Origin of the sequence: Buttiauxella noackiae (assembly GCF_000737905.1) — a bacterium.
Taxonomy (GTDB): Bacteria; Pseudomonadota; Gammaproteobacteria; order Enterobacterales; family Enterobacteriaceae; genus Buttiauxella; species Buttiauxella noackiae.
In genome coordinates, this window is the sequence record NZ_JPRU01000002.1 from 75,647 (window position 1) to 99,671 (window position 24,025).

Annotated in this window: 27 protein-coding genes; 20 read left to right on the top strand and 7 right to left on the bottom strand. The window is 46.6% G+C overall.

Annotated elements, in window-relative coordinates; genetic code table 11:
- Positions 1-24: 24 nt before the first annotated feature.
- On the bottom strand, positions 25-1,044 hold the full coding sequence (locus IX31_RS08840) for a sigma-54 interaction domain-containing protein (RefSeq protein ID WP_034457379.1): 1,020 nt from the start codon (positions 1,042-1,044) through the stop codon (positions 25-27).
- Between the two features lie 469 nt (positions 1,045-1,513).
- Here IX31_RS08840 and IX31_RS08845 point away from each other — a divergent pair, with 469 nt between their 5' ends.
- Genes IX31_RS08845 through IX31_RS08875 form a run of 7 tightly spaced genes read left to right on the top strand, consistent with a single transcriptional unit; the run spans position 1,514 to position 7,800 of the window.
- Positions 1,514-2,392, top strand: a complete 879-nt coding sequence (locus tag IX31_RS08845) for a FliM/FliN family flagellar motor switch protein (RefSeq protein WP_034457381.1) — start codon at positions 1,514-1,516, stop codon at positions 2,390-2,392.
- Complete coding sequence (locus tag IX31_RS08850) at positions 2,385-2,777, top strand: FliM/FliN family flagellar motor switch protein (RefSeq protein ID WP_034457383.1); 393 nt, start codon at positions 2,385-2,387, stop codon at positions 2,775-2,777. The genes IX31_RS08845 and IX31_RS08850 overlap by 8 nt, the downstream gene beginning before the upstream one ends.
- Positions 2,774-3,535 (top strand): flagellar type III secretion system pore protein FliP, encoded by a 762-nt coding sequence (gene fliP / locus IX31_RS08855; protein ID WP_034457385.1) that lies wholly within the window; start codon positions 2,774-2,776, stop codon positions 3,533-3,535. Before IX31_RS08850 ends, fliP begins: the two co-directional genes overlap by 4 nt.
- Complete coding sequence (gene fliQ / locus IX31_RS08860; RefSeq protein ID WP_034457387.1) at positions 3,532-3,804, top strand: flagellar biosynthesis protein FliQ; 273 nt, start codon at positions 3,532-3,534, stop codon at positions 3,802-3,804. The genes fliP and fliQ overlap by 4 nt, the downstream gene beginning before the upstream one ends.
- A gap of 6 nt (positions 3,805-3,810) precedes the next feature.
- The gene (gene fliR, locus IX31_RS08865; protein ID WP_034457389.1) at positions 3,811-4,584 is read left to right on the top strand and encodes a flagellar biosynthetic protein FliR; all 774 of its coding nucleotides are present in this window, start codon (positions 3,811-3,813) and stop codon (positions 4,582-4,584) included.
- Positions 4,581-5,717 (top strand): flagellar biosynthesis protein FlhB, encoded by a 1,137-nt coding sequence (gene flhB, locus IX31_RS08870; RefSeq protein ID WP_034457391.1) that lies wholly within the window; start codon positions 4,581-4,583, stop codon positions 5,715-5,717. Before fliR ends, flhB begins: the two co-directional genes overlap by 4 nt.
- Positions 5,704-7,800, top strand: a complete 2,097-nt coding sequence (locus IX31_RS08875; RefSeq protein ID WP_034457393.1) for a flagellar biosynthesis protein FlhA — start codon at positions 5,704-5,706, stop codon at positions 7,798-7,800. Before flhB ends, IX31_RS08875 begins: the two co-directional genes overlap by 14 nt.
- A gap of 40 nt (positions 7,801-7,840) precedes the next feature.
- On the opposite strand, the gene IX31_RS08880 is transcribed toward IX31_RS08875, so the two are convergent.
- The 3 genes from IX31_RS08880 to IX31_RS08890 form a co-directional block, all read right to left on the bottom strand.
- Positions 7,841-8,602, bottom strand: coding sequence for an EAL domain-containing protein (locus IX31_RS08880; RefSeq protein ID WP_034457395.1), 762 nt, complete (start codon positions 8,600-8,602; stop codon positions 7,841-7,843).
- A gap of 68 nt (positions 8,603-8,670) precedes the next feature.
- The gene (locus IX31_RS08885; protein ID WP_034457397.1) at positions 8,671-9,435 is read right to left on the bottom strand and encodes an EAL domain-containing protein; all 765 of its coding nucleotides are present in this window, start codon (positions 9,433-9,435) and stop codon (positions 8,671-8,673) included.
- 67 nt (positions 9,436-9,502) lie between these two features.
- Positions 9,503-11,038 (bottom strand): sensor domain-containing diguanylate cyclase, encoded by a 1,536-nt coding sequence (locus IX31_RS08890; protein WP_034457400.1) that lies wholly within the window; start codon positions 11,036-11,038, stop codon positions 9,503-9,505.
- Between the two features lie 200 nt (positions 11,039-11,238).
- Here IX31_RS08890 and IX31_RS08895 point away from each other — a divergent pair, with 200 nt between their 5' ends.
- Both IX31_RS08895 and IX31_RS08900 read left to right on the top strand, forming a co-directional pair.
- Positions 11,239-11,763 (top strand): rhodanese family protein, encoded by a 525-nt coding sequence (locus IX31_RS08895; RefSeq protein WP_034457402.1) that lies wholly within the window; start codon positions 11,239-11,241, stop codon positions 11,761-11,763.
- An 83-nt stretch (positions 11,764-11,846) separates the two neighbouring features.
- A complete protein-coding gene (locus IX31_RS08900; protein ID WP_034457404.1) occupies positions 11,847-12,026 on the top strand; it encodes a hypothetical protein in 180 nt (59 codons plus the stop codon).
- Positions 12,027-12,071: 45 nt separating this feature from the next.
- Here IX31_RS08900 and IX31_RS08905 read toward each other — a convergent pair whose 3' ends face one another.
- Positions 12,072-12,359: a DUF2623 family protein gene (locus IX31_RS08905; RefSeq protein ID WP_034457406.1), complete on the bottom strand. Its 288-nt coding sequence runs from the start codon at positions 12,357-12,359 to the stop codon at positions 12,072-12,074.
- Positions 12,360-12,442: 83 nt separating this feature from the next.
- Between IX31_RS08905 and IX31_RS23525 the strand changes: the two genes are divergently transcribed.
- Both IX31_RS23525 and alaE read left to right on the top strand, forming a co-directional pair.
- Positions 12,443-12,604 (top strand): hypothetical protein, encoded by a 162-nt coding sequence (locus IX31_RS23525; RefSeq protein ID WP_157093245.1) that lies wholly within the window; start codon positions 12,443-12,445, stop codon positions 12,602-12,604.
- 89 nt (positions 12,605-12,693) lie between these two features.
- On the top strand, positions 12,694-13,149 hold the full coding sequence (alaE, locus tag IX31_RS08910) for an L-alanine exporter AlaE (RefSeq protein ID WP_034457408.1): 456 nt from the start codon (positions 12,694-12,696) through the stop codon (positions 13,147-13,149).
- Positions 13,150-13,187: 38 nt separating this feature from the next.
- On the opposite strand, the gene IX31_RS08915 is transcribed toward alaE, so the two are convergent.
- The gene (locus IX31_RS08915) at positions 13,188-13,529 is read right to left on the bottom strand and encodes a DUF2002 family protein (RefSeq protein ID WP_034457410.1); all 342 of its coding nucleotides are present in this window, start codon (positions 13,527-13,529) and stop codon (positions 13,188-13,190) included.
- 160 nt (positions 13,530-13,689) lie between these two features.
- On the opposite strand from IX31_RS08915, the gene IX31_RS08920 reads away from it, so the two are divergent.
- A complete protein-coding gene (locus tag IX31_RS08920) occupies positions 13,690-14,016 on the top strand; it encodes an ElaB/YgaM/YqjD family protein (RefSeq protein ID WP_034457412.1) in 327 nt (108 codons plus the stop codon).
- A gap of 64 nt (positions 14,017-14,080) precedes the next feature.
- On the opposite strand, the gene pdxR is transcribed toward IX31_RS08920, so the two are convergent.
- Entirely contained in the window at positions 14,081-15,412 is a 1,332-nt protein-coding gene (gene pdxR, locus IX31_RS08925; protein ID WP_034459914.1) for a MocR-like pyridoxine biosynthesis transcription factor PdxR, read from the bottom strand.
- A 131-nt stretch (positions 15,413-15,543) separates the two neighbouring features.
- Between pdxR and IX31_RS08930 the strand changes: the two genes are divergently transcribed.
- The 8 genes from IX31_RS08930 to proX all read left to right on the top strand — a co-directional run bounded on the left by IX31_RS08930 (position 15,544) and on the right by proX (position 23,934).
- Positions 15,544-15,975 carry a carboxymuconolactone decarboxylase family protein gene (locus IX31_RS08930; RefSeq protein ID WP_034457414.1) on the top strand — a complete coding sequence of 144 codons (432 nt, stop codon included), beginning with the start codon at positions 15,544-15,546 and terminating at the stop codon, positions 15,973-15,975.
- A gap of 570 nt (positions 15,976-16,545) precedes the next feature.
- A complete protein-coding gene (nrdH, locus tag IX31_RS08935; protein ID WP_034457417.1) occupies positions 16,546-16,782 on the top strand; it encodes a glutaredoxin-like protein NrdH in 237 nt (78 codons plus the stop codon).
- A complete protein-coding gene (gene nrdI, locus IX31_RS08940; RefSeq protein WP_034457419.1) occupies positions 16,779-17,189 on the top strand; it encodes a class Ib ribonucleoside-diphosphate reductase assembly flavoprotein NrdI in 411 nt (136 codons plus the stop codon). The genes nrdH and nrdI overlap by 4 nt, the downstream gene beginning before the upstream one ends.
- On the top strand, positions 17,162-19,309 hold the full coding sequence (gene nrdE / locus IX31_RS08945) for a class 1b ribonucleoside-diphosphate reductase subunit alpha (RefSeq protein ID WP_034457420.1): 2,148 nt from the start codon (positions 17,162-17,164) through the stop codon (positions 19,307-19,309). Before nrdI ends, nrdE begins: the two co-directional genes overlap by 28 nt.
- Before the next feature lie 9 nt (positions 19,310-19,318).
- Positions 19,319-20,281: a class 1b ribonucleoside-diphosphate reductase subunit beta gene (gene nrdF, locus IX31_RS08950; RefSeq protein WP_034457422.1), complete on the top strand. Its 963-nt coding sequence runs from the start codon at positions 19,319-19,321 to the stop codon at positions 20,279-20,281.
- A gap of 330 nt (positions 20,282-20,611) precedes the next feature.
- Entirely contained in the window at positions 20,612-21,811 is a 1,200-nt protein-coding gene (gene proV / locus IX31_RS08955; RefSeq protein ID WP_034457424.1) for a glycine betaine/L-proline ABC transporter ATP-binding protein ProV, read from the top strand.
- Positions 21,808-22,887, top strand: a complete 1,080-nt coding sequence (gene proW / locus IX31_RS08960) for a glycine betaine/L-proline ABC transporter permease ProW (protein ID WP_034457426.1) — start codon at positions 21,808-21,810, stop codon at positions 22,885-22,887. Before proV ends, proW begins: the two co-directional genes overlap by 4 nt.
- 54 nt (positions 22,888-22,941) lie before the next feature.
- The gene (gene proX, locus IX31_RS08965) at positions 22,942-23,934 is read left to right on the top strand and encodes a glycine betaine/L-proline ABC transporter substrate-binding protein ProX (RefSeq protein WP_034457428.1); all 993 of its coding nucleotides are present in this window, start codon (positions 22,942-22,944) and stop codon (positions 23,932-23,934) included.
- Positions 23,935-24,025: the final 91 nt, after the last annotated feature.

Sequence of the window (24,025 nt, forward strand, 5' to 3'; positions counted from 1 at the left end):
AGAACGTGAGCGTACTGAGCACTGTCAGGCGTAAATACCGTCGCCACGCATGGTTGCCAGGCGATAACGTAATGCACGCGGAGTAATACCTAGTGACTGCGCTGTTCGCGATTTATTACCGTTGTGTTGTTTAAGTAAATCAATGATGTACTGATATTCCGCCAGTCGTCCGTGGACTTTCACTCCACGAATCGCATCACACATCGGAGTGACCAGAGTCTGGATACCACTACCCCATGTGCTATTTGCACTGACGTTTTCGTGAGCAACAGGCAATGACAAATCCTGCGCCTGAATCACATCACTGCTGCTCAGAATCAATCCACGTTGAATAACATTTTCTAATTCTCGAATATTCCCTGGCCATGAATATTTTAATAATGCAAAACGTGCATCATCACTGAGCTTTTTATTTTGTAGATGTTTCGATTGATATTTCTTTATGAAATTCAATGCTAATGGAATGATATCTTCTGGTCTTTCACGCAGAGGGGCAACATGAATAGGAACCACAGCCAGACGATAATATAAATCCTGGCGAAAGCGTCCTTCGGAAATTTCTGTAGGTAAATCTTTATTGGTAGAAGCGATAACACGAATATCGAGAGGGATTTTTTTATGGCTTCCCAGGCGCTCAACTTCCTGCTCCTGTAAAACTCGTAATAATTTAGCTTGTAAACTTAATGGCATATCACCGATTTCATCAAGCAATAAAACACCATTATTTGCCAGCTCAAATTTCCCTGGCATGCTACTAAGTGCCCCCGTAAAAGCACCTTTGACGTGACCAAATAAAATGGATTCAAGCATAGTTTCAGGAATTGCTGCACAGTTTACCGCAACATACGGAGCATTCTCACCCACACTATAATGATGGATGGTACGTGCAATACACTCTTTACCGGTTCCTGTTTCACCCGTAATAATAGTAGCGACATTAAATTCGGCTACTCTCCTGGCCAGATTGAAAGCATTCACACTAGCAGCTGCGTGAGCAATAAATCCGTGGCTGGTTGAAATGCTATCCTGAGTTAAACTATCCATATCTAAATCCACAAGTATCTCGTCGCATTAATGGGCGTCTAAATGACTAACTGACCATCCCGGTCAATAATGCTTAGGCTATCAATAAAATTGGGTTTCAAACCCTAATAGGAATTTTCCCAAGAGAAGTATACCTAAGTGATTATACTTGTCCTCTCATTAATCCCCTTTAAAGAACAATTAACAAAAAACACAATTAAAACCATATAAATCAATCAATTAACAATAAATTAATGCAGATTAATTAACCAAAAACTTAAATAATTAATACATTAATGAGCCGCCAATACTTGAACTAAACATAACCAAAAGACATACTTTACGCCTGTAACATAATTCTGCATACGTAACCTGCAACACGTCAAAACAAAGTAATCATCCTGTATTATGATTACTTATTTCTCGTCAGCATAAAGTCGCATCTTAAAGAAGCGCTTACGTAAGCACACTGAATGATAATGGACACATCATGCAGAATGCACCGCATAGAATTCGTGTTTATCAGGCTTCTGATTGTCCTGAACTCACGCGACTGGATGTCAGTAAACTAGGCAGGGCTTATCACAAGATACCCAAAATAATCAGCACGAAATTTGACAGTATTGAAGCCAGGTTAGGTATTTTCTTTTTAAAGAAATACCGTCTCAATGCTCTATTGAGCAATCTGACATTTGATATTGATTATCATTGCAAGAATGCACAAATATTCTCCACACCTTATGGAAGTATTGGCTTCGATATTAATCGAAAGTTTTTACTGAGTATTTTGCATACCTATTATGGACTGAGCAAAGAAGGGAATACCGTCTCTTTAGATCTCACCCAATCGGTAACAAAAACTGAAGACCGGTTAAAAATAAAACTTGGCCAGGAGCTTTTACAGCTGACTATGGTCAAGGAAGTATTAAATGAAACGCTTGAACTGAAGAATGATTACACCTCTATTATTCATCAATGGCCTTATTCTGTTCGGTTCTGGCTCGAAGGTTATGATGAATATTGCTTTTCTATTTTGCTGGATGCGAATCATGTTGATTTGCTTCTGGCCACTTCACGTGTCGATAGCGAGAGCGACGAGCCAAAAGCTAAAAATCTCTCTTCTGAACAAATTGAGCATATGTTTAACAATATGCCGCTGACTCTCACTGGCCGTCTGGTATCCATTAATCTCACCGTCGCCCAACTATTAAATATTGGACCAGGTGACATCATTCCCGTTTCGTTGAATGAACCGTTACCGGTTTTTATTGAAAATGAACAGATTTTTAGCTCAGTCGTCGCTGAAGAACGAGGACGGTTATATCTTTCTGAATTTAATGATAAAACTCCAGAGATGAAGTATGAGTGATCAAAATGACCTGTCCATTGATTTTAATCTGGACGAAATAGACCTGCCGGAAACTGCCGGGCATGAAGCTGACATTTCCGCCGCTAAATCTGTGGAGAAGAGTGCAACTGAAAGCCGTAGTGAACAGTTGCGCAAAATGGCCCTGTTTAGCCGTATTCCGGTAAACCTGACGCTGGAAGTTGCTTCGGTAAGCATTTCTTTGGCTGAACTGATGACGATTAGCAACGACAGCGTGATTGAGCTGGACAAAATGGCAGGTGAACCGCTGGATTTAAAGGTGAATGGCATTCAGTTCGGTAAAGCTGAAGTGGTGGTGCTTAACGAAAAGTACGGCCTGCGTATCATCGAATTTAGCAACCACGATTTAGGCAAACTGACGCAATGAGTCGCAATTTTCGCAGCAGTGGTCTGGGGTTATTGCTGCTAACCGGGCTGCTTATTTCGCCTCACTTGCTGGCTGCGAACGGGGATATTACCCTACTCAGCACCACCAGCAACGGCAGCGACCAGGATTACAGCGTTAAGGTTGAGATTCTGATTCTGATGACCCTGCTCGGCATTTTGCCGATCATGGTGCTGATGATGACCTGCTTCACGCGCTTCATTATTGTGCTGGCTATTTTGCGCCAGGCACTTGGCTTACAGCAAAGTCCACCGAATAAAATCCTGACGGGAATTGCGCTCGCATTGACCATGCTGGTTATGCGCCCGGTATGGACCACGGTTTATGATCAGGCCATTGTTCCCTACCAGAATGATGCTATTTCGCTTAAGCAAGCCCTGACGACCGCTGAGCAACCGCTTAAGAAGTACATGCTGGCGCAAACCAGTAAAACATCGATGGCGCAAATCATGTCTATCGCGGGTGAGAAAGGCGATCCGATGGAAATGGATCTGAGTATCGTGGTACCGGCTTTTGTGCTCAGTGAGCTGAAAACGGCGTTCCAGATTGGCTTTATGATTTACATCCCGTTCCTGATTATTGACCTGATTGTCGCCAGTATTTTGATGGCAATGGGGATGATGATGCTGTCACCGCTGATTGTTTCTTTGCCATTTAAGCTGATGCTGTTTGTGCTTTGCGATGGCTGGAATCTGATTGTCAGTACCCTGACCACCAGCGTACAAGGGGTCTCGGGATGATGACTATGGACACCGCTGGAGAGATTATGTCCGGCGCCATCATGCTGGTTCTGATTATTTCTGTGGTCGCAATTGTTCCAAGCCTGCTCGTCGGCCTGGTGGTCAGTATCTTCCAGGCAACGACGCAAATTAACGAACAAACACTCAGCTTTTTGCCGCGCCTTGTCGTTACGTTACTGGTTCTGGTGGTGGCTGGAAAATGGATGCTGATTAAACTGTCTGATTTCACCATTGAAATTTTCCACCAGGCTGCACGGTTGGTTGGCTAAATCATTATGGGCTTTGACATCCAGACACTGATCGCCCCATTGATGGCTGCTTTTCTGCCGTTCGTGCGCATACTGTCGTTTATCCATTTCAGCCCAGTATTTGATCAACGCTCTATTTCTCGGCGCATCAAAATTGGCCTCGCCATTGCGCTCACGGCGGTCATCTCCCCGATGCTGCATCAAGTTGTGGTGCTAACAGAATTGCTGTCAATGCGCAGTATTGTGCTGATTGGCGAGCAGATCCTGTGGGGTTTTCTATTTGGTGCCATGTTGCAGTTGGTTTTTGTGGCTCTCCAGACTGCGGGACATATTCTTTCAATGAATATGGGCCTCGGTATGGCAGTCATGAATGACCCCAGTAACGGCAACTCCACCACGGTGATATCCCAGATTATTTTTGTTTACAGCGTGCTGCTTTTTTTCACCATGGACGGACATCTGCTACTTGTGACCATCATCTATAAAAGCTTTACCTATTGGCCACCGGGACAGGCAATTACTTCGCTTTCGCTACAAACCTTTGTACAAAGCCTTGGCTGGCTGATTTCGTCAGCCGTGTTAATCGCGCTACCTACCGGTTTTGTGATGTTAATGGTGCAAGGCTCGTTCGGTTTACTGAACCGTATCTCACCCACGCTGAACCTGTTTTCGTTAGGTTTTCCTATCAGCATGCTGTTTGGCCTGCTGTGCCTTGCATTGATGGTCAGTAACATTCCTGAACACTATCTCAGTCTGACGAATTACATACTGGGCAAACTTGATTCGATACGGGTTTACTGATGTCAGGCTCGGGAGATAAAAGCGAAAAGGCCACCCACGGCAAGCTTCGTAAAGCGCGTGAAAAAGGGGATATTGCGCGTTCAAAAGATCTCACTATGGCCGCAGGCCTGGTCACATCGCTGATCACTTTGATGATCTTTTTCCCGTTCTACCGCCAGTTGGTTCAGGACTCCTTTTTTTCCGTGGCGACCATGGCAGGTAAGCTAAACGACGATGCGGCCCTCGAACAGTTCCTGATGCATCATGTCTGGTTGCTGCTGAAATTCGTCCTGACGCTGGTGCCGATTCCATTTGTTTGCGTGATATCTACGCTCATCCCCGGCGGATGGATTTTTACACCTAACAAGCTGATTCCTGACTTCAAAAAAATAAGCCCTATCAGTGGTCTGAAACGCATGTTTTCTGCAAGCCACTATGTTGACGTTCTGAAAATGCTGCTGAAATGCAGCGTGCTAATGGCCGTCTTATGGTCTTTGATTCAGGATAATTTGCCGGAATTACTCGGCTTGCAGCGCATATGGTTACGCCAGGGCATTGAGGAAGGTTTGCTGATTTTACGTCAGTCATTCTGGTGGTTACTTGGCGTGATTATCATCTTCGCCTTCATTGATGTGCCGTTATCCATTTTTATGTTTATGAAAAAGATGCGCATGACCAAGCAAGAAGTGCGCGATGAACATAAAAATAATGATGGAAACCCACAAGTAAAAGGGCGAATCCGCCAGTTGCAACGGCAAATGGCACAGGGGCAGATTAACAAAGTCGTTCCGACGGCTGACGTGATTTTAACCAACCCGACTCACTATGCCGTCGCGTTGAAATACGACCCAAATAAAGCACAAGCTCCCTATATTCTCGCCAAAGGAATGGACGATATCGCTCTGTATATTCGCGAAGTCGCCACTCAGAACCAGGTTGAAATCGTTGAGTTTCCGCCGCTCGCTCGTGCCATTTACTACAGCACGCGCGTGAATCAACAAATTCCTTCCCAGCTATTTCGCGCCATCGCACATGTACTGACTTACGTGATGCAAATTAAAGAGTGGCGCAATGGACGCCGCGATATAAAGCCGCAATTGAACAAGCATATGGATATCCCAAAAGAGGTAATGAAAACAGATGGCAAACGGTAAATTTACAGGTTACTTCAACCTGATTCGGCAAAGTAATCTGGGGATTCCTCTCCTGATACTCTGCGTGCTGGCAATGATCATGCTGCCGCTGTCGCCGTTAATCCTCGATATTTTGTTTACCTTCAATATCGTGCTGGCCGTCATTGTGTTGCTGGTTTCGGTTAACAGTAAACGCCCGCTCGATTTTGCGATTTTCCCGACCATTTTGCTGATAACCACGTTAATGCGTCTGACCCTGAACGTCGCATCCACCCGCGTGGTGTTATTGCATGGCCACGAGGGCGAAGGTGCCGCCGGTAAAGTCATTGAAGCCTTTGGCCAGGTCGTTATTGGCGGTAATTTTGTCGTCGGCTTTGTGGTGTTTGTGATCCTGATGATCATCAACTTTGTGGTGGTCACCAAAGGTGCGGAGCGTATTTCCGAAGTCTCAGCACGATTTACGCTTGATGCGCTTCCAGGCAAGCAAATGGCGATTGATGCCGACCTGAATGCGGGGTTGATTAATCAAGAACAGGCACGGCTGCGCCGTCAGGATGTCTCCGGTGAAGCGGATTTCTTCGGTGCAATGGATGGCGCATCGAAGTTTGTGCGCGGCGATGCCATTGCCGGGATTATGATCCTGATAATCAACATTATCGGCGGTATCTGTATTGGTGTATTTGCCCATAATCTCGATGTGGGTCACTCTTTCCAGCAATATGTTTTGTTGTCCATCGGTGATGGCCTGGTCGCGCAAATACCTTCTCTGCTGCTTTCTACTGCTGCGGCAATTATCGTGACCCGCGTTGGTGATGGTAACGACATCAGCACCGAAATTAATACGCAGTTACTGGCGCGCCCTTCCATCCTCTATACAGCTGCACTTGTCATGTTCGTACTGGCTATTGTGCCGGGTATGCCACACATCGCCTTCCTGAGTTTTACCGCGCTACTGATTTTTGCTGCGTGGAAACAGAGCAAGCGAGTGGCTGCACCACAGCCGGTGATAGAAATTGAAGCCATCAATGAGGCTATTTCCCACGACAATCCGCCCGTTATTGATTGGGACAGCATTCCACAGGTAGAGCCGATTGGCCTGAATCTGGGATATAAGCTGGTGACTTTGGTGGATACCACGCGGGGAAGCCCACTGTCTCAACGAATTCGCGGTGTGCGTCAGGTGATTTCTGAAACATGCGGCGTACTGTTGCCTGAAATACGCATTCGGGAAAACTTCCGCCTGAAGCCTTCTCAATACGCCGTTCATATCAACGGTATTCGCATTGCGACCGGAGAAGTCCATGCCGACAAATTAATGGCAATTCCAGGGGCAGAACTGTACGGAGAAATCGATGGGGTGCTGGATACCGATCCCGCTTATGGAATGGCGATTACCTGGATTTTACCCGAGCAAAAAGCGAAAGCGTTGAATTTAGGTTATCAGGTGGTGGATTGCGCGAGTGTCGTCGCAACTCACGTTAATAAAATTGCGCGTAATTATTTACCTGAATTGTTTAACTATGACGATATCACTCACCTGCATCATCGTTTGAGCCAGCAGGCGCCAAAACTGGCAGAGGATTTAATTACCCAACTTAACTACAGCCTGCTGCTACGCGTTTATCGCCAGTTGTTGTTGGAGCAGATTTCACTAAAAGATATTAATACGATTGCCGCTACGCTGCTTGAAAGTGCTGCATTGACGAAAGATCCAGTGCTATTAACCTCCGATGTGCGCTTCGCGCTGCGCCGCGCCATTATCCATAATATCAATGGCGATAAGCGCACTCTTCAGGCTTATACGTTAGATAATGAACTGGAAAACATTCTGCTCAACGCGCTCAACCACGCGCAGCAAAGTGGAAAAGTTGGACTGGATAACTTCCCGGTTGACCCGAATATTCTGACGCAGTTACAAAACACGATGCCAATGATTCAGGAACATATGAAAGCGCAGGGAATGGCGCCATTGCTGCTGGTAACACCGCAATTACGCCCACTCATTTCTCGCTATGGTCGCCTGTTTGCATCCGGCCTGCATGTGTTGTCTTACAACGAAGTACCTGATGAAGCAGATCTGAATATTGTGGGGACGCTGGCCTAATGAATAGCCCAGCGCTATAGATAACAAGGCGTTGGGCTATTTATGATTTGCGAATATAAGTAGTGACAAAATCTATTTTTTTCAATGGACGGGAAAATAGATACCCCTGAGCCAGTTCAACATTGTGTTTTAACAACATCGACGTTTGCGCCATTGTTTCAACCCCTTCAGCAATAATGGAGGCATTATTTTTATGTGCCTCCATAATGAGTTCAGGGGTTTTCTCACTATGACCATTCTTAAGGCAATCGCGATCCAGCTTAATATAATCACACGCCGACTGAGCGAGCTTATTTTGAACGTCATCAATGCTGCCTACATCATCCCAGGCAAAAGCAAACCCAGCATTTTGCAATCGCTGAATATTTTCCTCGCCGCTTTCTGCTAATTCTTCTGTGGACTGCGTTATCTCAAAAATCACTGATTTTGGCGATATAGCATACTCAGCCTGTAGCGAAATAATGCTTTCAGCAAAGCGTTCATCATTGAGTTGATGTGGTGCCAGATTGATGCTGAGAAAGAAATCAGGTTTCTGCGGTAAAACCGATTGCTGTAGAAACTCAAAAGCTTTACTAATAATATATTTTCCAACATTAATAATGCCGTCATTTTCTTCAAGCTGCTGTAGAAATTTTGCAGGCTGGACAATATTTTGACGGTGCATACCACGTAATAATACTTCGGCACCGACACACTGAAAAGATGATAAATTAAAAATTGGTTGGACGTAAAAATCCACCACATTAGAAAAATCACTATGGGATATTTTTTTAATAATGAAATTTGAGCCAATATCGCTCATGTTATGACCTCTTTATAATATGGAGTGGAGATACACTACGCAGGTGGACTCGCACTAACAAAATGGGTTTACGCGCAGATATATTTCTGTGCAAAAACCTGAGTATTTACGGGAGGGGAATAATAGTATCCCTGGCAAGCAGTAACGCCTTGTTCAAGCAACCAGTCTCGCTGCCAGGCATATTCCACACCTTCGGCAACCAGCTGTAATTTTTTCATCTTACATAACAAGATGATTTCACGAGCTAATGGCAAACACTCTTCATTCAAAAGGCTGCGATCAAGTTTAATCACATTGCTACAAAATTCACGGCTATTTTTACTCAAATCATCGAGATGACTAATATCATCCCAGGCAATGACAAAACCTTGCTGCTGCAGCCATTTGGCATTCTGCTGCCCTTGTAGGCTGAGTGAGATATTTGTTTCAGTAATTTCAATTGTCACTTTATGGGTTGGGAAGTCTGCGGCATCCGTTATACGTTTAATTTTTTCAACAACACTACGGTCATTGATTTCAATAGGAGAAAAATTGCTGCTAAGATTAAAGTCATTCTGCCGATGAAGACCATATTCTTTACTGAACTCAATTGCATGCTGCAGTACAAAAACACCCAGTTTACGAATATCTTTATTTTTCTCCAGCAGGCTAATGAAGCGGTCCGGGAACACAAGCTTGCTATCAACTAGTCCTCGAACTAATGCTTCAGCTCCCAGACAACGGCCATCGACCATATTAATAATCGGCTGTAAATAAACGGTGAGGGACCGCTCAGGATTTCCCTCTGAGATATTGGTCAGTATTTTTCTGATATCATCATTATCAACCGTCATATGACTTTCCTTTCACGATAAAAACAAAATAAATTGTGGTCTGCTGCTGCATAATTCACCTTGTTATTTAATCATTTGCAGAGTGAATTGCATTTTTCCCTGAGTGTTTCGCCTTATATAGTGCTTTATCTGCTTTGGTTATAATATCCTGCGCACTTTCACCTGGTTTCCAGCATGCAATACCACAGCTAAAGGATACATGTAATGCCGTTTCTCGCCATTGACGTTGACATATAGTCATGCGCCAGGTTTCCATCAATTCAAAATAGAGATCATATTCACCACCATGGAACAACACGACCAACTCTTCACCACCAAATCGATAAATCTCATAGTCAGGTTCAATAATCGCTTTACCAGCCTTACTGACATATTTCAATACCGAGTCACCTACTGCATGACCAAACGTATCGTTAATTTTTTTAAAATTATCCAGATCCAGGATTGCCAGATAAAATGGTGAATTACTAGTAATTAGCTCAGCCATTCGGTCATCAAATTTTCTCCGGGTGCCAATTCCTGTCAATGCATCCTCACCATTTTGACGGCGCACTTCTTTAAGTTCAGTCTGGCTGTTTTTTATCTTAGTATAAATTCTTTCCAGATCCTGCGTTTGACCATCATAGCTAATACCATTGACGCCCATATAAAGACGACTAATTATCTCTCTGATATACACACGGCATAAGCAAATCAAAATAATATAAATGATTAAGCAGACTACAATAATATAGATTAGTTCTTGCGGAGCATCATTAATAAAATCATTATATTTCTCATCATCAACAATCGTAAATGCGACCCAGTACGGATCGGAAAACGAGCGATAAAAAATATGTTTTTTTGTTTCTTTGTCGTAGAAATGCCCTTCTAAATCGACAGCATTTTCAATCCATCGTGATGGCACTGACTCATGAAAAATATCTTTAATGTTTGCATTCATAATAACAACGCCATCTTTCGCGGCGACCAAAAATTTCCCATCAAAAGGGACAACTACATTTTTTAATGCCGCACTCATAGTGTCCAAATCCAGGTCAAAACCTATATTGCCATATTTTTGTAGCTCTTCATCAAAGAGGTTCATACTCACAGTGATAGTTCGATCTTCAGGATCACCAGATTCGGCTAGAATATCTGAGTAAGGCTCAGAATAGTGAACTCCTTTCTGGTTTTTAACCGTAGGATACCAGGGACGTTTGCTCGGTATATAATTGTCCCATCTAACCTCAGGATATGTACGGTAATTATCCTCAATATTAGAAATAATAGCAGTATCAAAAAATGATAATGTATTGACAATAGAAGCTATAATTGAATGAAGAATCCCCTTCTCTTCATTTATAAAAAACTGAGTACCTTGAGGTGTCATTCGGCTATTAAGAATCTGGAAAACAATATCAATCTCTTCCAACTGCCGATTAATACTTTCCATTGCAGTATTATGTGTAAATCGTGTAAGATTTTTATTAAAAGCTTGTATATTACTTTTGTGTATATTATCAAACGACCAGATCGAAACCATCATAAAAGGAATTAGCATCACTACGAATAATACCGTCAATAAACGATTAACTGTGCCTGACTTTTTACTCACTTCCATGTCTGAAATCCATTTAACAATGTCATAACGTGATGCTGATGCCTTGACGCCAGATCCTCACACTTCATCAGAACAAAACGACTCATGAACTGAAATTCTTAAATTTGCCGGAAAAAAACCTGCCAAAAATCTCGTGCATTCCTCTTTCTTTTATCGTCTCCTTAGTTGAGTAAAAGCACGCTATTGCCAATAGGAACAACATGACTATCGAGACTATTTCCCCCGCTCAAGCCAAAATTCTGGTCGCGCAAGGTGCTGCGCTAATTGATATCCGCGAGCGTGATGAGTATGCCCGGGAAAATATTGCCGAAGCGCACTTGCTGTCACTTTCGTCCATCGAAAATGGTGACCGACTTGGCCCATTTGATCCTTTCGATACGGTGATTTTTCATTGCCAGTCAGGTATGCGTACTGCGCAAAATGCCCAAAAGTTGGCGGATGCTGTGGCTCCGGCGAAAGTATTGCTGCTGGAAGGTGGATTAAATGCCTGGAAGAAAGAGGGGCAGGAAATTCTTACCGATAAATCACAACCATTACCTTTGATGCGTCAGGTACAAATTGCTGCTGGTACGTTAGTGCTTACAGGCGTAGTGCTGGGCTATGTGGTACATCCAGGGTTCTTCTTACTCTCCGGTTTTGTGGGGGCAGGATTGCTCTTTGCAGGCGTAAGCGGTTTCTGTGGCATGGCGCGCCTACTCGAAAAAATGCCGTGGAATAAACCTTAGGTTAAATCGACATGTATTCTGCCGCTTTGGGCTATGGTTAACATTAGACGTTGTTGATTTATCTTCAATGAATGAGGCTAATTATGTTCAAACCAGGCGATCTGGTGCAGCCCAAAAAAGGCGGCCCAAAATATGAAGTTCTGGATGTTCAGGGAGATACTCTGTTCTGTACGCCCAGAAGCATTTTGACCGGTGAAACCGTCACCTTAAAGGCAGAAGACGTTGTGCTATATAAAGAAGATGACGATTTTGGTGTGTGCTAGGGTTTATCTCAGGCGGGTCTTGTTTTGCCCGCCAAACGATTGTTCTCAGTAACCTCTTTCATAACCCGCAAAAAAACATCTCACTGCGGTATCTGCATTCACTTCTTTGAAAAAATCAGCCACGAGTTCTTTGTCGAGGTTGTAGCGACGAGTTAATACCCCTGCTTCCCATGCTGCCCGTTGGCGGTCGCCAGTTTGTTCTGAAATACGATGACTAAACCCCAGCACAAACCCACGTTTATAGTCCGAGCAAAAGCGAGTCACCCTGGTGACACTGTCAGCTTCACGGGCTTTCAGCCCTGCCATCAATCCCTTCCCAAAATGATTATCCACGTGAATGCTCCTGTTGATTAAATCGTTATATAACAAATTATATAACGTTTTTTCCAGCACTGGATAGCCTTAAAACTGAAGCAATGAATGAAAAAATTAACCATATGATTTTAAATAGAAAATCTATAACCGAACGACAAAATCAGGAAACTCTGCCTGATATGTCTCATTTAGCGGATTTTATTGAGGAAATGCCTTTAAATAAAAATTTATCACTAATTGTCCAATTTAACGCAGGCATATAATCTATCACTCACAAACAAGTCATCTATTAGCACTACTATTACCCCTTAAGAGTAGTGTATATCGCTAATTATCATGTGGAGTTGGAATAATGTTTTCTCCTGAGTCACGCCTGCGCCATGCAGTCGCAGATACTTTTGCGATGGTAGTGTATTGCTCGGTTGTGAACATGATGATTGAAGTTTTTCTCTCAGGTATGAGCTTTGAGCAGTCACTCTCTTCGCGCCTGGTCGCCATTCCCGTAAACATCCTGATTGCCTGGCCATACGGTTTTTACCGTGATGCGTTTATGCGGTTTACCAAACGCTACAGTCAGGCCAGTTGGGCGAAAAATCTCGCCGATATACTGGCTTACGTGACTTTCCAGTCGCCTGTATACGTCGCGATTCTGTGGTCGGTTGGAGCAGACTGGAATCAAATAGTTGCTGCGGTAAGTTCAAATATCATCGTCTCGATGCTTATGGGGGCTGCGTATGGCTACTTTCTTGATTATTGCCGTCGTTTATTCCGTATCAGCGGTTATCGAAACGCAAAAGCAGAGGTGTAATAGCGTTGAGGCATTAACCCAACAACGCCTCATTCGAATTAGTGCTCGCCAAATAAGCCAGACAAGTAACGTTCCAGGGCAATGCGTGAACTAAATCCATGCGGAATACCGTAATGCTGATGAGTTTCACCAGCCAGATAGAGTGGAAATTGCTGATAATGATCGCAGGTTTTTACATCTGTCGCAGGCTCTGCCAGAGTCTGGCTACGTTCTTTTAACGTGGGGTGAATGATCAAGGCTGTTCGCCCCATTCGCGCCTCACGATTCACATAAACGTAGTTTTCCCCACGTCGGTATCCGTAGGTTTTCGGTGTCACTATATCCATGGTAAAACCGGCTTTTTCAAGAACGCGGGCCACCTCATCAGGTCGTAAATACATATTTTTTCCTCGTCATCTTCTATTGCAGCGCAACCTTACAATAACCAGCATTAGCAACGCTTTCAGATTAGTCCATAAAGACGGTGAAAGAGAGTGAACTGACTCATTACTAAAAATTATGGTCTACACTGAGTAGTACATCGCAAAAAGGGAGAAACAAATGTTTAACCGCGTAAATCGAAATGATGTAGACGAAGGCGTTGATGATATTAACCGTGACGTGAACCAACTGGCTGACACGCTGGAAGAGGTTCTTAAATCGTTCGGTAGCGATGTTAAAGAAGAAGGGGAAGCTGCCCGCAAAAAAGCGGAGTCTCTGCTTAAAGAGACAAGAGCCCGCCTTCATGGTCGCACCCGTGTAAAACAGGCCGCTTGTGATGCGGTAGGTTGTGCCGATACTTATGTGCGCGATAAACCATGGCAGAGCGTGGGTATCAGCGCTGCTGTAGGTATTTTCATCGGGGCTTTATTAGCTTCCCGTCGATAATCCCGAAAGTGTAGTGATAATAAATATGCGTCTAACCCCGGAGCCACTTCCGGGGTTTTTTATTTCAGGAAATAGCCTCCCGTAATTGTTTCACGGCCTGATGAGCCATCGCCTGGGAAGTTAAATTTGTAAAACACATCAAAATCCCCCCTTCCCCTTGTGAAACCATGCGCCAGTCACTTAATGCCTGCACGGCAAGCCCGGCCTTGCGAGCCTTCGCCACCAGCGCGCGGTCATCACCACTCACGCGCATCACCAGCTGAATCCCCCCCGCCTGCGGTACAACATCAAAACCCTGCTGTTGCAATGCCTGTTCCAGCCATAACCGCCGCTCGCTATAGCACAGGCGCATCTTTTTCAAATGCCGCCAGAAATGCCCTTCGCGAAGGAAATCGGCGATGGTTTGCTGAATCAGTAACGGGGCGGTGCATGGTAAGTAATGTGTATGCTGAGCGAAATCTTTAACGTGCTGTTGTGGAACCACTAGCCAGGCAACGCGCAACGCTGGAAAGAGTGATTTACTGAATGTTCCGGCGTAGATAACGCGCTGCGGGCCATCAAGACTTTTTATCGGCGGCAGTGGTTTCCCGTGGTAGCGAAATTCGCTGTCATAATCATCTTCAATAACCCAGCTTTCGTTAGTGGCCGCCCAGTCCAGCAACTGGCGGCGGCGAGTGAGTGATAACGCCACGCCAAGCGGGCTTTGGTGTGCCGGAGTCAGTAGGGCAAAACGCGCGTCAGGGAAATGATTGATACCGTAATCAATTTGCATCCCCTCGTCATCGACCGGTACTGGGTGCAACGCCATTCCGGCTTCAGCAAAAACCGGGCGAACATAACGATAACCAGGGTCTTCCAGCCAGATCCCATCGCCGGATTTCGCCAACGTGTGCGTCACCAGGCGCATCGCAGCCTGAAAACCGGCAGTGATAAAAACCTGCTCTGGCTGGCAGTCGATGCTGCGTGAAAAGCGCAGATAGTCGGCAATTGCCTGGCGCAATGTGGACTCGCCGTTGGCTTCCGGTAGCACTAAATCATAACGTGTTTGCAGACGAAGACGCCGCCCCATAATCCGCGCCCACAATGCGCGTGGGAAAGCATCCAGCGCGGGTAACCCCGCCTGAAAAGGCAACGGCACGCCTTGCGGTTGGCTACTCGAAAACGTTGGGTTATTTGCCCCGGTGGTGACTGACGGACTGACAAAAGTTCCCGCCTGCCCACGCCTCTCCAGCCAGCCCTGGGCGACCAATTCTCCATAAGCGTTTTCCACCGTCGCCCTCGCCACACCCAACTCAAGCGCCATGGTGCGGCTCGATGGCAATCGGCTCCCGGCGCTTAGTTCGCCGTCGCTGATGGCTTGTTTAAGTTGCCTTGCGATTTGCTGATAACGCGGTATTGAATGGTGAGCACTTACTACAGGTTCAATTGACCTTGCCATTATGGCCTGCTTTATTAGTTAATTTATGGCTCTCTTTAGTAGTCCATCATAGTGCTAAATTGCCCTCACACCAATACGAGGATTACACCATGATCGAAATACGCCAACCTTACTTTGACCTCTCTCCAGCAGTCTTTAAACCTATGCTTCAGGCGCTAAAAGGTCTGGAGTCAAGCTCGCTCGGTTCGACACTGATTGAACTTGTTTTCCTGCGCGTTTCGCAAATTAACGGCTGCGCCTATTGCCTCGAGATGCACTCAAAAGCACTGCGCAAAGATGGCGTAGACCAGACCAAGCTTGATGCATTAGCAGGCTGGAAAGTGAGTAATCACTTCAGCGACAAAGAGCGAGCTGCGCTAGCCTGGGCCGAAGCAATAACCTTAATTACCGAAGGTGGTGCAGAAGATGCGGTCTACCAACCGTTGCTGCAATTCTTCACCGCACAAGAGATTAGCGATCTGACGTTCACCGCAAGCCTGATGAATGCGTTCAACCGCCTGGCGATCAGTATGCGTATGTAGTTTTTCGCCGGGTTGGCTCTTATACAGAACTCCGTCTGGTAACTTGCCAGGGTGGAATCTGTAAACCTCACTGATTTTCCGTTCACCCGAACGTCTGGTTATCTCTGCAAGCGTTGTTAACGGTGAACGTGCCAGGGGGATTACGACATCCCCCTGGCGACCCCGTCGCCCGGTGATTAAATTGCCGCTTCGCGGTAAACCCCAGCTTATCCCCAACGTTCAAGGTCGTTCGCGACTCGCTCCCGGCGATCGCTCTCTTTCGCTGCTCCCGGCAGCTCAACCCTGACTTATGGGGAACACTGGGGCAATTTATACCGGGGACAAGGTCAAAACCCAAACCGATTTTGACTTTGATCTTCGCTTTTGACGTTGGCCTTTAGTCCAGCATAAATCGCCTTTGTTTTGACTGGGTACCTTCCCTCAACTTTGTGTATAAGAGACAGCCTCAGGGGAGTTGGCCATGGTGATCAACTCATCCCCCCATATCGAAAATACTATATCTTGTATGGTTGATTATTTTTGCACCCACATCTAGTATTCATATTCTCAACCACAGAGAGAATAAGAATCATGCGCATTACCATATACACTCGAAACGACTGTGTCCAATGCCACGCAACCAAACGCGCAATTGAAAGCCGCGGGTTTGCTTTCGACCTGATTAATCTTGATTCAAACCCGGAAGCCGCCGACGAATTACGCGCGCTGGGTTATCGCCAGTTGCCCGTAGTGGTTACAGAACAAGAAAGCTGGAGCGGATTCCGCCCGGATATGATTAATCGCCTACACATACGAGCCAGTGCATGAGCAACCTCGTCTACTTCTCCAGCACCTCGGAAAATACCCTGCGTTTTGTCGAACGCCTGGCATTACCCGCGCTGCGTATTCCGCTGGATTTCAAACAGCGGATTGAAGTGACGGAACCCTACATTTTGATTGTGCCAAGCTACGGCGGTGGCGGAATTGCCGGTGCCGTTCCCGCGCAGGTGATTCGTTTTTTAAATAACCCGGTTAACCGGGGACTGCTGCGCGGCGTGATCGCCAGCGGGAATCGTAACTTCGGCGAAGGGTTTTGCCGGGCGGGCGACGTGATAGCCCAGAAATGCCAGGTGCCGTATCTCTATCGTTTTGAGTTACTCGGCACCGGGCAAGACATTGAAAACGTGCGTAAGGGAGTCAAAGAATTTTGGCAACGACAGAAGCTATCAGCGTAATGGCGACGGAAAGCGCGGATTATCACGCACTCAACGCCATGTTGAATCTTTATGATTCCGAAGGCCGTATCCAGTTTGAGAAAGATAAGCTGGCGGTAGAGCAATTCCATCAACAACATGTGCTACCCCGCTCGCGCCAGTTTCCCCACCAGCAAGCCCGCCTCGACTACCTGGTGGCAGAAGGTTATTACGACAATGCCGTCCTCCAACGCTATGACAGCCGTTTTGTCGTCGCATTGTTTGAAAAGGCTCTCAACAGCGGTTTCCAGTTCCAGACATTTCTCGGCGCATGGAAGTATTACACCAGCTACACGTTGAAATCTTACGACGGTAAAGAGTACCTGGAACATTTCCCGGACCGTGTGTGCATGGTGGCGTTAACGCTGGCGCAGGGTGACGAAAACCTCGCCATGCAATTGATGGATGAGATGCTCAGCGGCCGATTCCAGCCTGCCACGCCCACTTTCCTGAACTGCGGCAAAATGCAGCGCGGTGAACTGGTGTCCTGCTTCTTGATGCGTATTGAAGACAATATGGAGTCAATTGGCCGCGCGGTAAATTCAGCGCTACAGCTTTCTAAGCGTGGCGGTGGCGTAGCTTTCCTGCTCTCCAATTTGCGTGAAGTTGGCGCACCGATTAAACGCATCGAAAACCAGTCATCTGGCGTAATACCTGTTATGAAAATGCTGGAAGATGCATTTTCTTACGCCAACCAGCTTGGCGCACGCCAGGGTGCTGGCGCGGTTTATCTGCACGCGCACCATCCCGATATTTTGCGTTTCCTCGATACCAAACGCGAAAATGCCGATGAGAAGATCCGTATTAAGTCACTTTCCCTTGGCGTGGTGATCCCGGATATCACGTTCCAGTTGGCGAAAGATAACCAGCCGATGGCGTTGTTCTCGCCTTATGATGTCGAGCGTATATACGGCAAGCCGTTTGGTGATATTGCCGTCAGCGAACTTTACGAAGAAATGCTGGCGGATGCGCGTATTCGCAAAACCTTTATTAATGCGCGTGATTTCTTTCAGACGTTGGCCGAGATCCAGTTTGAGTCCGGTTACCCGTATATCATGTTTGAAGATACGGTAAATCGCGCAAACCCAATTGCCGGGCGTATTAATATGAGCAACCTGTGTTCAGAGATCTTGCAGGTTAACAGCGCCTCGACTTATGACGAAAACCTCGATTACCAGCAAACAGGTAAAGATATTTCCTGCAATCTTGGCTCACTAAATATCGCCCATACCATGGATTCCCCCCATTTTGGCCAGACTATCGAAGTTGCAATTCGCGGTCTGACGGCAGTTTCCGATATGAGCCACATTCGCTCAGTGCCGTCGATTGAAGCAGGAAACGCCGCGTCACACGCCATCGGGCTTGGCCAGATGAATTTACATGGTTATCTGGCCCGCGAAGGCATTGCCTATGGCTCGCCAGAAGGTCTGGATTTTACCAATTTCTATTTTTATACCGTGACCTGGCATGCAATACGCACGTCAAACTTACTGGCACGAGAACGTAAACAGCGCTTCGCAGGTTTCGAGCAATCACGTTATGCGAATGGCGAATATTTCCGCCAATATCTGGAAGAAAGCTGGCAGCCAAAAACCGAGAAAGTGCGCGCGTTATTTGCCAAAGCTGGCGTCGCTATTCCCACTCGTGAACAGTGGCAACAGTTGCGTGACGACGTAATGGAATACGGGCTATATAACCAGAATTTGCAGGCTATCCCGCCGACAGGTTCAATCTCTTATATCAACCATGCAACATCAAGCATCCACCCGATTGTGTCGCGTATTGAGATTCGCAAAGAAGGCAAAATCGGACGTGTTTATTATCCGGCTCCGTTTATGACTAACGACAATCTGGAGTATTACCAGGATGCCTACGATATCGGCCCTGAAAAAATTATCGACACTTATGCGCAAGCCACTCGCCACGTTGATCAAGGTTTATCGCTGACGCTATTTTTCCGCGACACAGCCACTACTCGTGACATTAATAAAGCGCAGATTTATGCCTGGAAAAAAGGCATTAAAACTTTGTACTACATTCGCTTGCGCCAGATGGCACTGGATGGAACGGAGGTGCAGGGCTGTGTGTCCTGTGCTTTATAAGGAGAAAATATGACTCAGTTAACCCGCGTAAGTGCCATCAACTGGAACAATATCGAGGATGAGAAAGATCTCGAAGTGTGGAATCGCCTGACCAGCAACTTCTGGTTGCCCGAGAAAATCCCACTGTCGAACGATATTCCGGCCTGGCAATCGCTTAGCGACGAAGAACAGCAACTGACTATCCGCGTGTTTACCGGATTGACGCTACTGGACACCATTCAGAATACGGTGGGCGCACCGGTATTAATGAATGATGCGATTACGCCGCATGAAGAAGCCGTTTTGTCGAACGTGAGCTTTATGGAAGCGGTGCACGCCCGCTCTTATAGCTCGATTTTCTCAACGCTTTGCCAGAGCAAAGATGTGGATGCGGCCTATGCGTGGAGCGAAGAAAACCCGCCACTACAACGTAAGGCGCAAATTATCCTCGCTCATTACCACGCTAATGATCCGTTGAAGAAGAAAATCGCCAGCGTATTTCTGGAGTCTTTCCTTTTCTATTCCGGCTTTTATTTACCGATGTATTGGTCGAGCCGCGGCAAGTTAACCAATACTGCAGATCTGATTCGCCTGATTATTCGTGATGAAGCCGTTCACGGTTATTACATCGGTTACAAATTCCAGAAAGCCCTGGCCCAGCAATCCCCGGAGAAACAAAGTGAGCTGCAAAACTTTGCGTTCGATTTGCTGATGGATTTGTACGATAACGAAGTGGCTTATACCGAAGCGCTGTACGCCGGCGTTGGCTGGCAAGAAGAGGTGAAAGCCTTCCTTTTCTATAACGCGAATAAAGCGCTGATGAATCTCGGTTACAACGCGCTATTCCCGCCAGAAATGGCAGAGGTGAACCCGGCGATACTGGCCGCACTGTCGCCTAACGCGGATGAAAACCATGACTTTTTCTCGGGTTCTGGCTCATCGTATGTGATGGGGAAAGCGGTGGAAACGCAGGATGAAGATTGGGATTTCTAATCCCCTATTAAACCGTAAATTAATCCAAATATTTCACCCATTTTTTTCGGTGATATTTCCCGTAAATCAGACAAAATAGCTGCTTACATTATTGCCTGAATATTACCCTGTTCAGGCAAATTTGAACTTACCTTTACAAAAATATCATCTTTCTCTGATTTGCTCTCAGCCCTTTACTCATGGGAAATTCCGGCCATCCTCACCCCACTGATATTGGATATATCGGAAATCGAGGGTTGTCTCAGATTCTGAGTATGTTAGGGTATATGCAGTGAATATTTCCATCAGGAATTGTGTATAAATATATAAACACAGGAATAACTTTATTGCATGGCAATTAAACTAGAAGTAAAGAATTTATATAAGGTATTTGGTGAGCATCCACAGCGCGCATTTAAATATATTGAAAAGGGTATTTCGAAAGCTGAATTACTGGAAAAAACAGGGCTGTCGCTTGGCGTGAAAGACGCCAGTCTGGCAATTGAAGAAGGCGAGATTTTTGTCATCATGGGGCTATCCGGTTCGGGTAAATCTACCATGGTTCGCCTTCTCAATCGCCTGATTGAACCAACCCGTGGGCAGGTACTGATTGATGGTGTTGACATCGCCAAAATATCAGACGCACAACTGCGTGAAGTGCGTAAAAATAAGATCTCAATGGTATTCCAGTCATTTGCTCTGATGCCCCATATGACGGTGTTAAATAACACTGCCTTCGGTATGGAGTTAGCTGGAATTCCATTAAAAGAACGTCAGGAAAAAGCACTTGATGCATTGCGTCAGGTTGGGCTTGAAAATTATTCTCACGCTTATCCTGATGAGCTTTCTGGTGGTATGCGTCAACGTGTTGGTTTAGCCCGCGCATTGGCAATTAATCCCGATATATTATTGATGGATGAAGCCTTCTCCGCACTCGATCCATTAATTCGTACTGAAATGCAGGATGAATTAATTAAATTGCAGGCTAAACACCAGCGCACCATTGTATTTATTTCCCACGATTTAGATGAAGCAATGCGTATTGGCGATCGAATTGCCATTATGCAAGGTGGTGAAGTAATACAGGTAGGCACACCGGATGAAATTCTCAATAATCCGGCGAATGATTATGTACGCACCTTCTTCCGCGGTGTGGACATTAGTCAGGTATTTAGCGCCAAAGATATTGCTCGCCGAAGCCCTGCTGGCCTACTGCGTAAAACCGCCGGTTTTGGCCCAAGATCCGCGCTGAAATTGCTGCAAGATGAAGACCGTGAATTTGGTTATGTCATCGAACGCGGGCAAAAATTCCTCGGTATTGTCTCGACAGACTCCCTGAAAGCGGCTCTGGCTGCAGGCGAGGGTCTGGACACCGCTTACCTCGAATCTCCAGCGGCAGTTTCCGCTGAGACGTCACTGAGCGATCTGCTCACCCATGTAGGTCAGGCACCGTGCGCGGTTCCGGTCATAGGTGAAGAGAGTCAGTACGTGGGCATCATCTCAAAAGGGGTGCTGCTTCAGGCGTTAGATCGTGAGGGGGTAAGTCAATGAGTGCATCAAATCCATGGGATACCGGCAGTGCGGCTGCCGACGCCACAACCAATCAGGCCGTAACAACTGCTGATGCCTGGGGAAGCCAGGCGGCATCCACACCAGCGTCAAGTGGCAGTGCAGACTGGCTGAATTCAGCACCTGCGCCACAGGTTGAACATTTTAATATTCTTGATCCTTTCCATAAGACACTGATCCCACTTGATAGCTGGGTAACTCACGGTATCGACTGGGTGGTGACGCACTTTCGCCCGGTGTTCCAGGGGATTCGCGTGCCGGTGGATTATATCCTCAGTGGCTTCCAGCATTTCTTGTTGGGAATGCCAGCGCCGGTTGCGATCATTTTGTTCGCACTGATTGCCTGGCAGATGTCGAGCTTCGGTATGGGCGTTGCAACGCTGATTTCACTGGTGGCGATTGGCGCGATTGGGGCCTGGTCACAAGCTATGGTGACTCTGGCACTGGTTCTGACCGCCCTGCTGTTCTGCATGATAATCGGTTTACCGCTCGGCATTTGGCTCGCCCGCAGTGAACGTGCCGCGAAGATAATTCGCCCGCTGCTCGATGCGATGCAAACCACTCCGGCGTTTGTTTACCTGGTGCCAATCGTGATGTTGTTTGGTATCGGTAACGTACCGGGGGTCGTCGTGACGATTATCTTTGCCCTACCGCCGATTGTGCGCCTGACGATTCTGGGGATTAAGCAGGTACCGGAAGATCTGATTGAAGCATCACGATCGTTTGGCGCAAGCCCGCGTCAGATGCTGTTCAAAGTTCAGCTGCCGCTGGCAATGCCGACCATTATGGCGGGCGTTAACCAGACACTGATGCTGGCGCTTTCGATGGTGGTTATCGCCTCGATGATTGCCGTTGGTGGTCTGGGCCAGATGGTTCTGCGCGGTATTGGTCGCCTCGATATGGGGCTTGCGACCGTCGGCGGCGTCGGCATTGTGATTCTTGCCATTATTCTTGACCGTTTAACTCAGTCCATTGGCCGCGATTCGCGCAGCCGTGGCAACCGCCGCTGGTTCAATACCGGCCCAATTGGTCTTTTGACCCGTCCCTTCATCAAATAAACATGATGGCGGCATTCGTGCCGCCTCACGCCCCATCACCAATAAGGAAGCATGATGCGACACACAACTATTCTCGCCGCAACTCTTGCCACACTGGTCACCACCAGCGCTTTCGCCGCTGATCTACCGGGTAAGGGCATTACCGTTCAGCCCGCGCAAAGCACCATTTCAGAAGAATCATTTCAGACATTATTAGTTGGCCGAGCCCTTGAAAAGCTGGGTTATACCGTCAGCAAGCCAAGTGAAGTGGATTACAACGTAGCGTATACCTCAATGGCCGCAGGTGACATTACGTTTATCGCCACCAACTGGAAGCCATTGCACGACGATATGTATGAAGCTGCTGGCGGTGATAAGAAATTTTACCGTGAAGGGACCTTCGTTCAGGGTGCCGCTCAGGGCTATTTGATCGATAAGAAAACTGCCGAGCAGTACAAAATTACCAATATTGAGCAGTTTAAAGATCCGAAAATAGCCAAGCTGTTTGATACCAATGGCGACGGCAAAGCTGACCTGACCGGTTGTACGCCGGGCTGGGGTTGTGAAGCGGTTATCAACCACCAGATTGGTGCGTTTGGCCTGAGCAATACCGTGGAACATAACCAGGGTAACTACTCGGCGATGATTGCCGACACCATTACGCGTCACAAAGAAGGCAAACCGATTCTGTACTACACCTGGACCCCATATTGGGTAAGTGATGTGATGGTGCCGGGTAAAGATGTGGTGTGGTTGCAGGTGCCGTTCTCTTCAATGCCTGGCAAGCAGAAAGATGTGGATACCAAACTACCGAACGGTGCGAACTATGGTTTCCCGGTGAACACCATGCATATCGTGGCAAACAAAGCCTGGGCCGAGAAAAATCCACAAGCGGCGAAACTGTTTAGCCTGATGAAACTGCCACTGGCGGATATCAATGCCGAGAATGCAATGATGCATAACGGAAAATCGTCAGAAGCAGATATTCAGGGCCATGTTGATGGCTGGATTAAAGCCCACCAGGTCGAGTTTGATGGCTGGGTGAAAGAGGCTTTAGCAGCTAAGTAAGTCTTTGTATTGATCTGAGGCCGAGCCTTCTCTTCAGGAGAAGCTGAAAACCTAACCCTCTCCAGGTGTACAATCCGGAGAGGGTATTCCC

What these genes read in the sequence shown, in the direction of transcription:
- IX31_RS08840 (WP_034457379.1), bottom strand. Translation starts at nt 1,044, where the DNA reads ATGGATAGTTTAACTCAGGATAGCATTTCAACCAGCCACGGATTTATT.
- IX31_RS23525 (WP_157093245.1), top strand. Translation starts at nt 12,443, where the DNA reads ATGAATGAAAAAATTAACCATATGATTTTAAATAGAAAATCTATAACC.
- alaE (WP_034457408.1), top strand. Translation starts at nt 12,694, where the DNA reads ATGTTTTCTCCTGAGTCACGCCTGCGCCATGCAGTCGCAGATACTTTT.
- nrdI (WP_034457419.1), top strand. Translation starts at nt 16,779, where the DNA reads ATGAGCAACCTCGTCTACTTCTCCAGCACCTCGGAAAATACCCTGCGT.
- proX (WP_034457428.1), top strand. Translation starts at nt 22,942, where the DNA reads ATGCGACACACAACTATTCTCGCCGCAACTCTTGCCACACTGGTCACC.
- IX31_RS08850 (WP_034457383.1), top strand. Translation starts at nt 2,385, where the DNA reads ATGAGTGATCAAAATGACCTGTCCATTGATTTTAATCTGGACGAAATA.
- IX31_RS08845 (WP_034457381.1), top strand. Translation starts at nt 1,514, where the DNA reads ATGCAGAATGCACCGCATAGAATTCGTGTTTATCAGGCTTCTGATTGT.
- IX31_RS08885 (WP_034457397.1), bottom strand. Translation starts at nt 9,435, where the DNA reads ATGACGGTTGATAATGATGATATCAGAAAAATACTGACCAATATCTCA.
- IX31_RS08920 (WP_034457412.1), top strand. Translation starts at nt 13,690, where the DNA reads ATGTTTAACCGCGTAAATCGAAATGATGTAGACGAAGGCGTTGATGAT.
- fliR (WP_034457389.1), top strand. Translation starts at nt 3,811, where the DNA reads ATGGGCTTTGACATCCAGACACTGATCGCCCCATTGATGGCTGCTTTT.
- IX31_RS08890 (WP_034457400.1), bottom strand. Translation starts at nt 11,038, where the DNA reads ATGGAAGTGAGTAAAAAGTCAGGCACAGTTAATCGTTTATTGACGGTA.
- proW (WP_034457426.1), top strand. Translation starts at nt 21,808, where the DNA reads ATGAGTGCATCAAATCCATGGGATACCGGCAGTGCGGCTGCCGACGCC.
- IX31_RS08930 (WP_034457414.1), top strand. Translation starts at nt 15,544, where the DNA reads ATGATCGAAATACGCCAACCTTACTTTGACCTCTCTCCAGCAGTCTTT.
- IX31_RS08915 (WP_034457410.1), bottom strand. Translation starts at nt 13,529, where the DNA reads ATGTATTTACGACCTGATGAGGTGGCCCGCGTTCTTGAAAAAGCCGGT.
- nrdF (WP_034457422.1), top strand. Translation starts at nt 19,319, where the DNA reads ATGACTCAGTTAACCCGCGTAAGTGCCATCAACTGGAACAATATCGAG.
- IX31_RS08880 (WP_034457395.1), bottom strand. Translation starts at nt 8,602, where the DNA reads ATGAGCGATATTGGCTCAAATTTCATTATTAAAAAAATATCCCATAGT.
- nrdH (WP_034457417.1), top strand. Translation starts at nt 16,546, where the DNA reads ATGCGCATTACCATATACACTCGAAACGACTGTGTCCAATGCCACGCA.
- fliP (WP_034457385.1), top strand. Translation starts at nt 2,774, where the DNA reads ATGAGTCGCAATTTTCGCAGCAGTGGTCTGGGGTTATTGCTGCTAACC.
- IX31_RS08875 (WP_034457393.1), top strand. Translation starts at nt 5,704, where the DNA reads ATGGCAAACGGTAAATTTACAGGTTACTTCAACCTGATTCGGCAAAGT.
- IX31_RS08895 (WP_034457402.1), top strand. Translation starts at nt 11,239, where the DNA reads ATGACTATCGAGACTATTTCCCCCGCTCAAGCCAAAATTCTGGTCGCG.
- proV (WP_034457424.1), top strand. Translation starts at nt 20,612, where the DNA reads ATGGCAATTAAACTAGAAGTAAAGAATTTATATAAGGTATTTGGTGAG.
- fliQ (WP_034457387.1), top strand. Translation starts at nt 3,532, where the DNA reads ATGATGACTATGGACACCGCTGGAGAGATTATGTCCGGCGCCATCATG.
- IX31_RS08900 (WP_034457404.1), top strand. Translation starts at nt 11,847, where the DNA reads ATGTTCAAACCAGGCGATCTGGTGCAGCCCAAAAAAGGCGGCCCAAAA.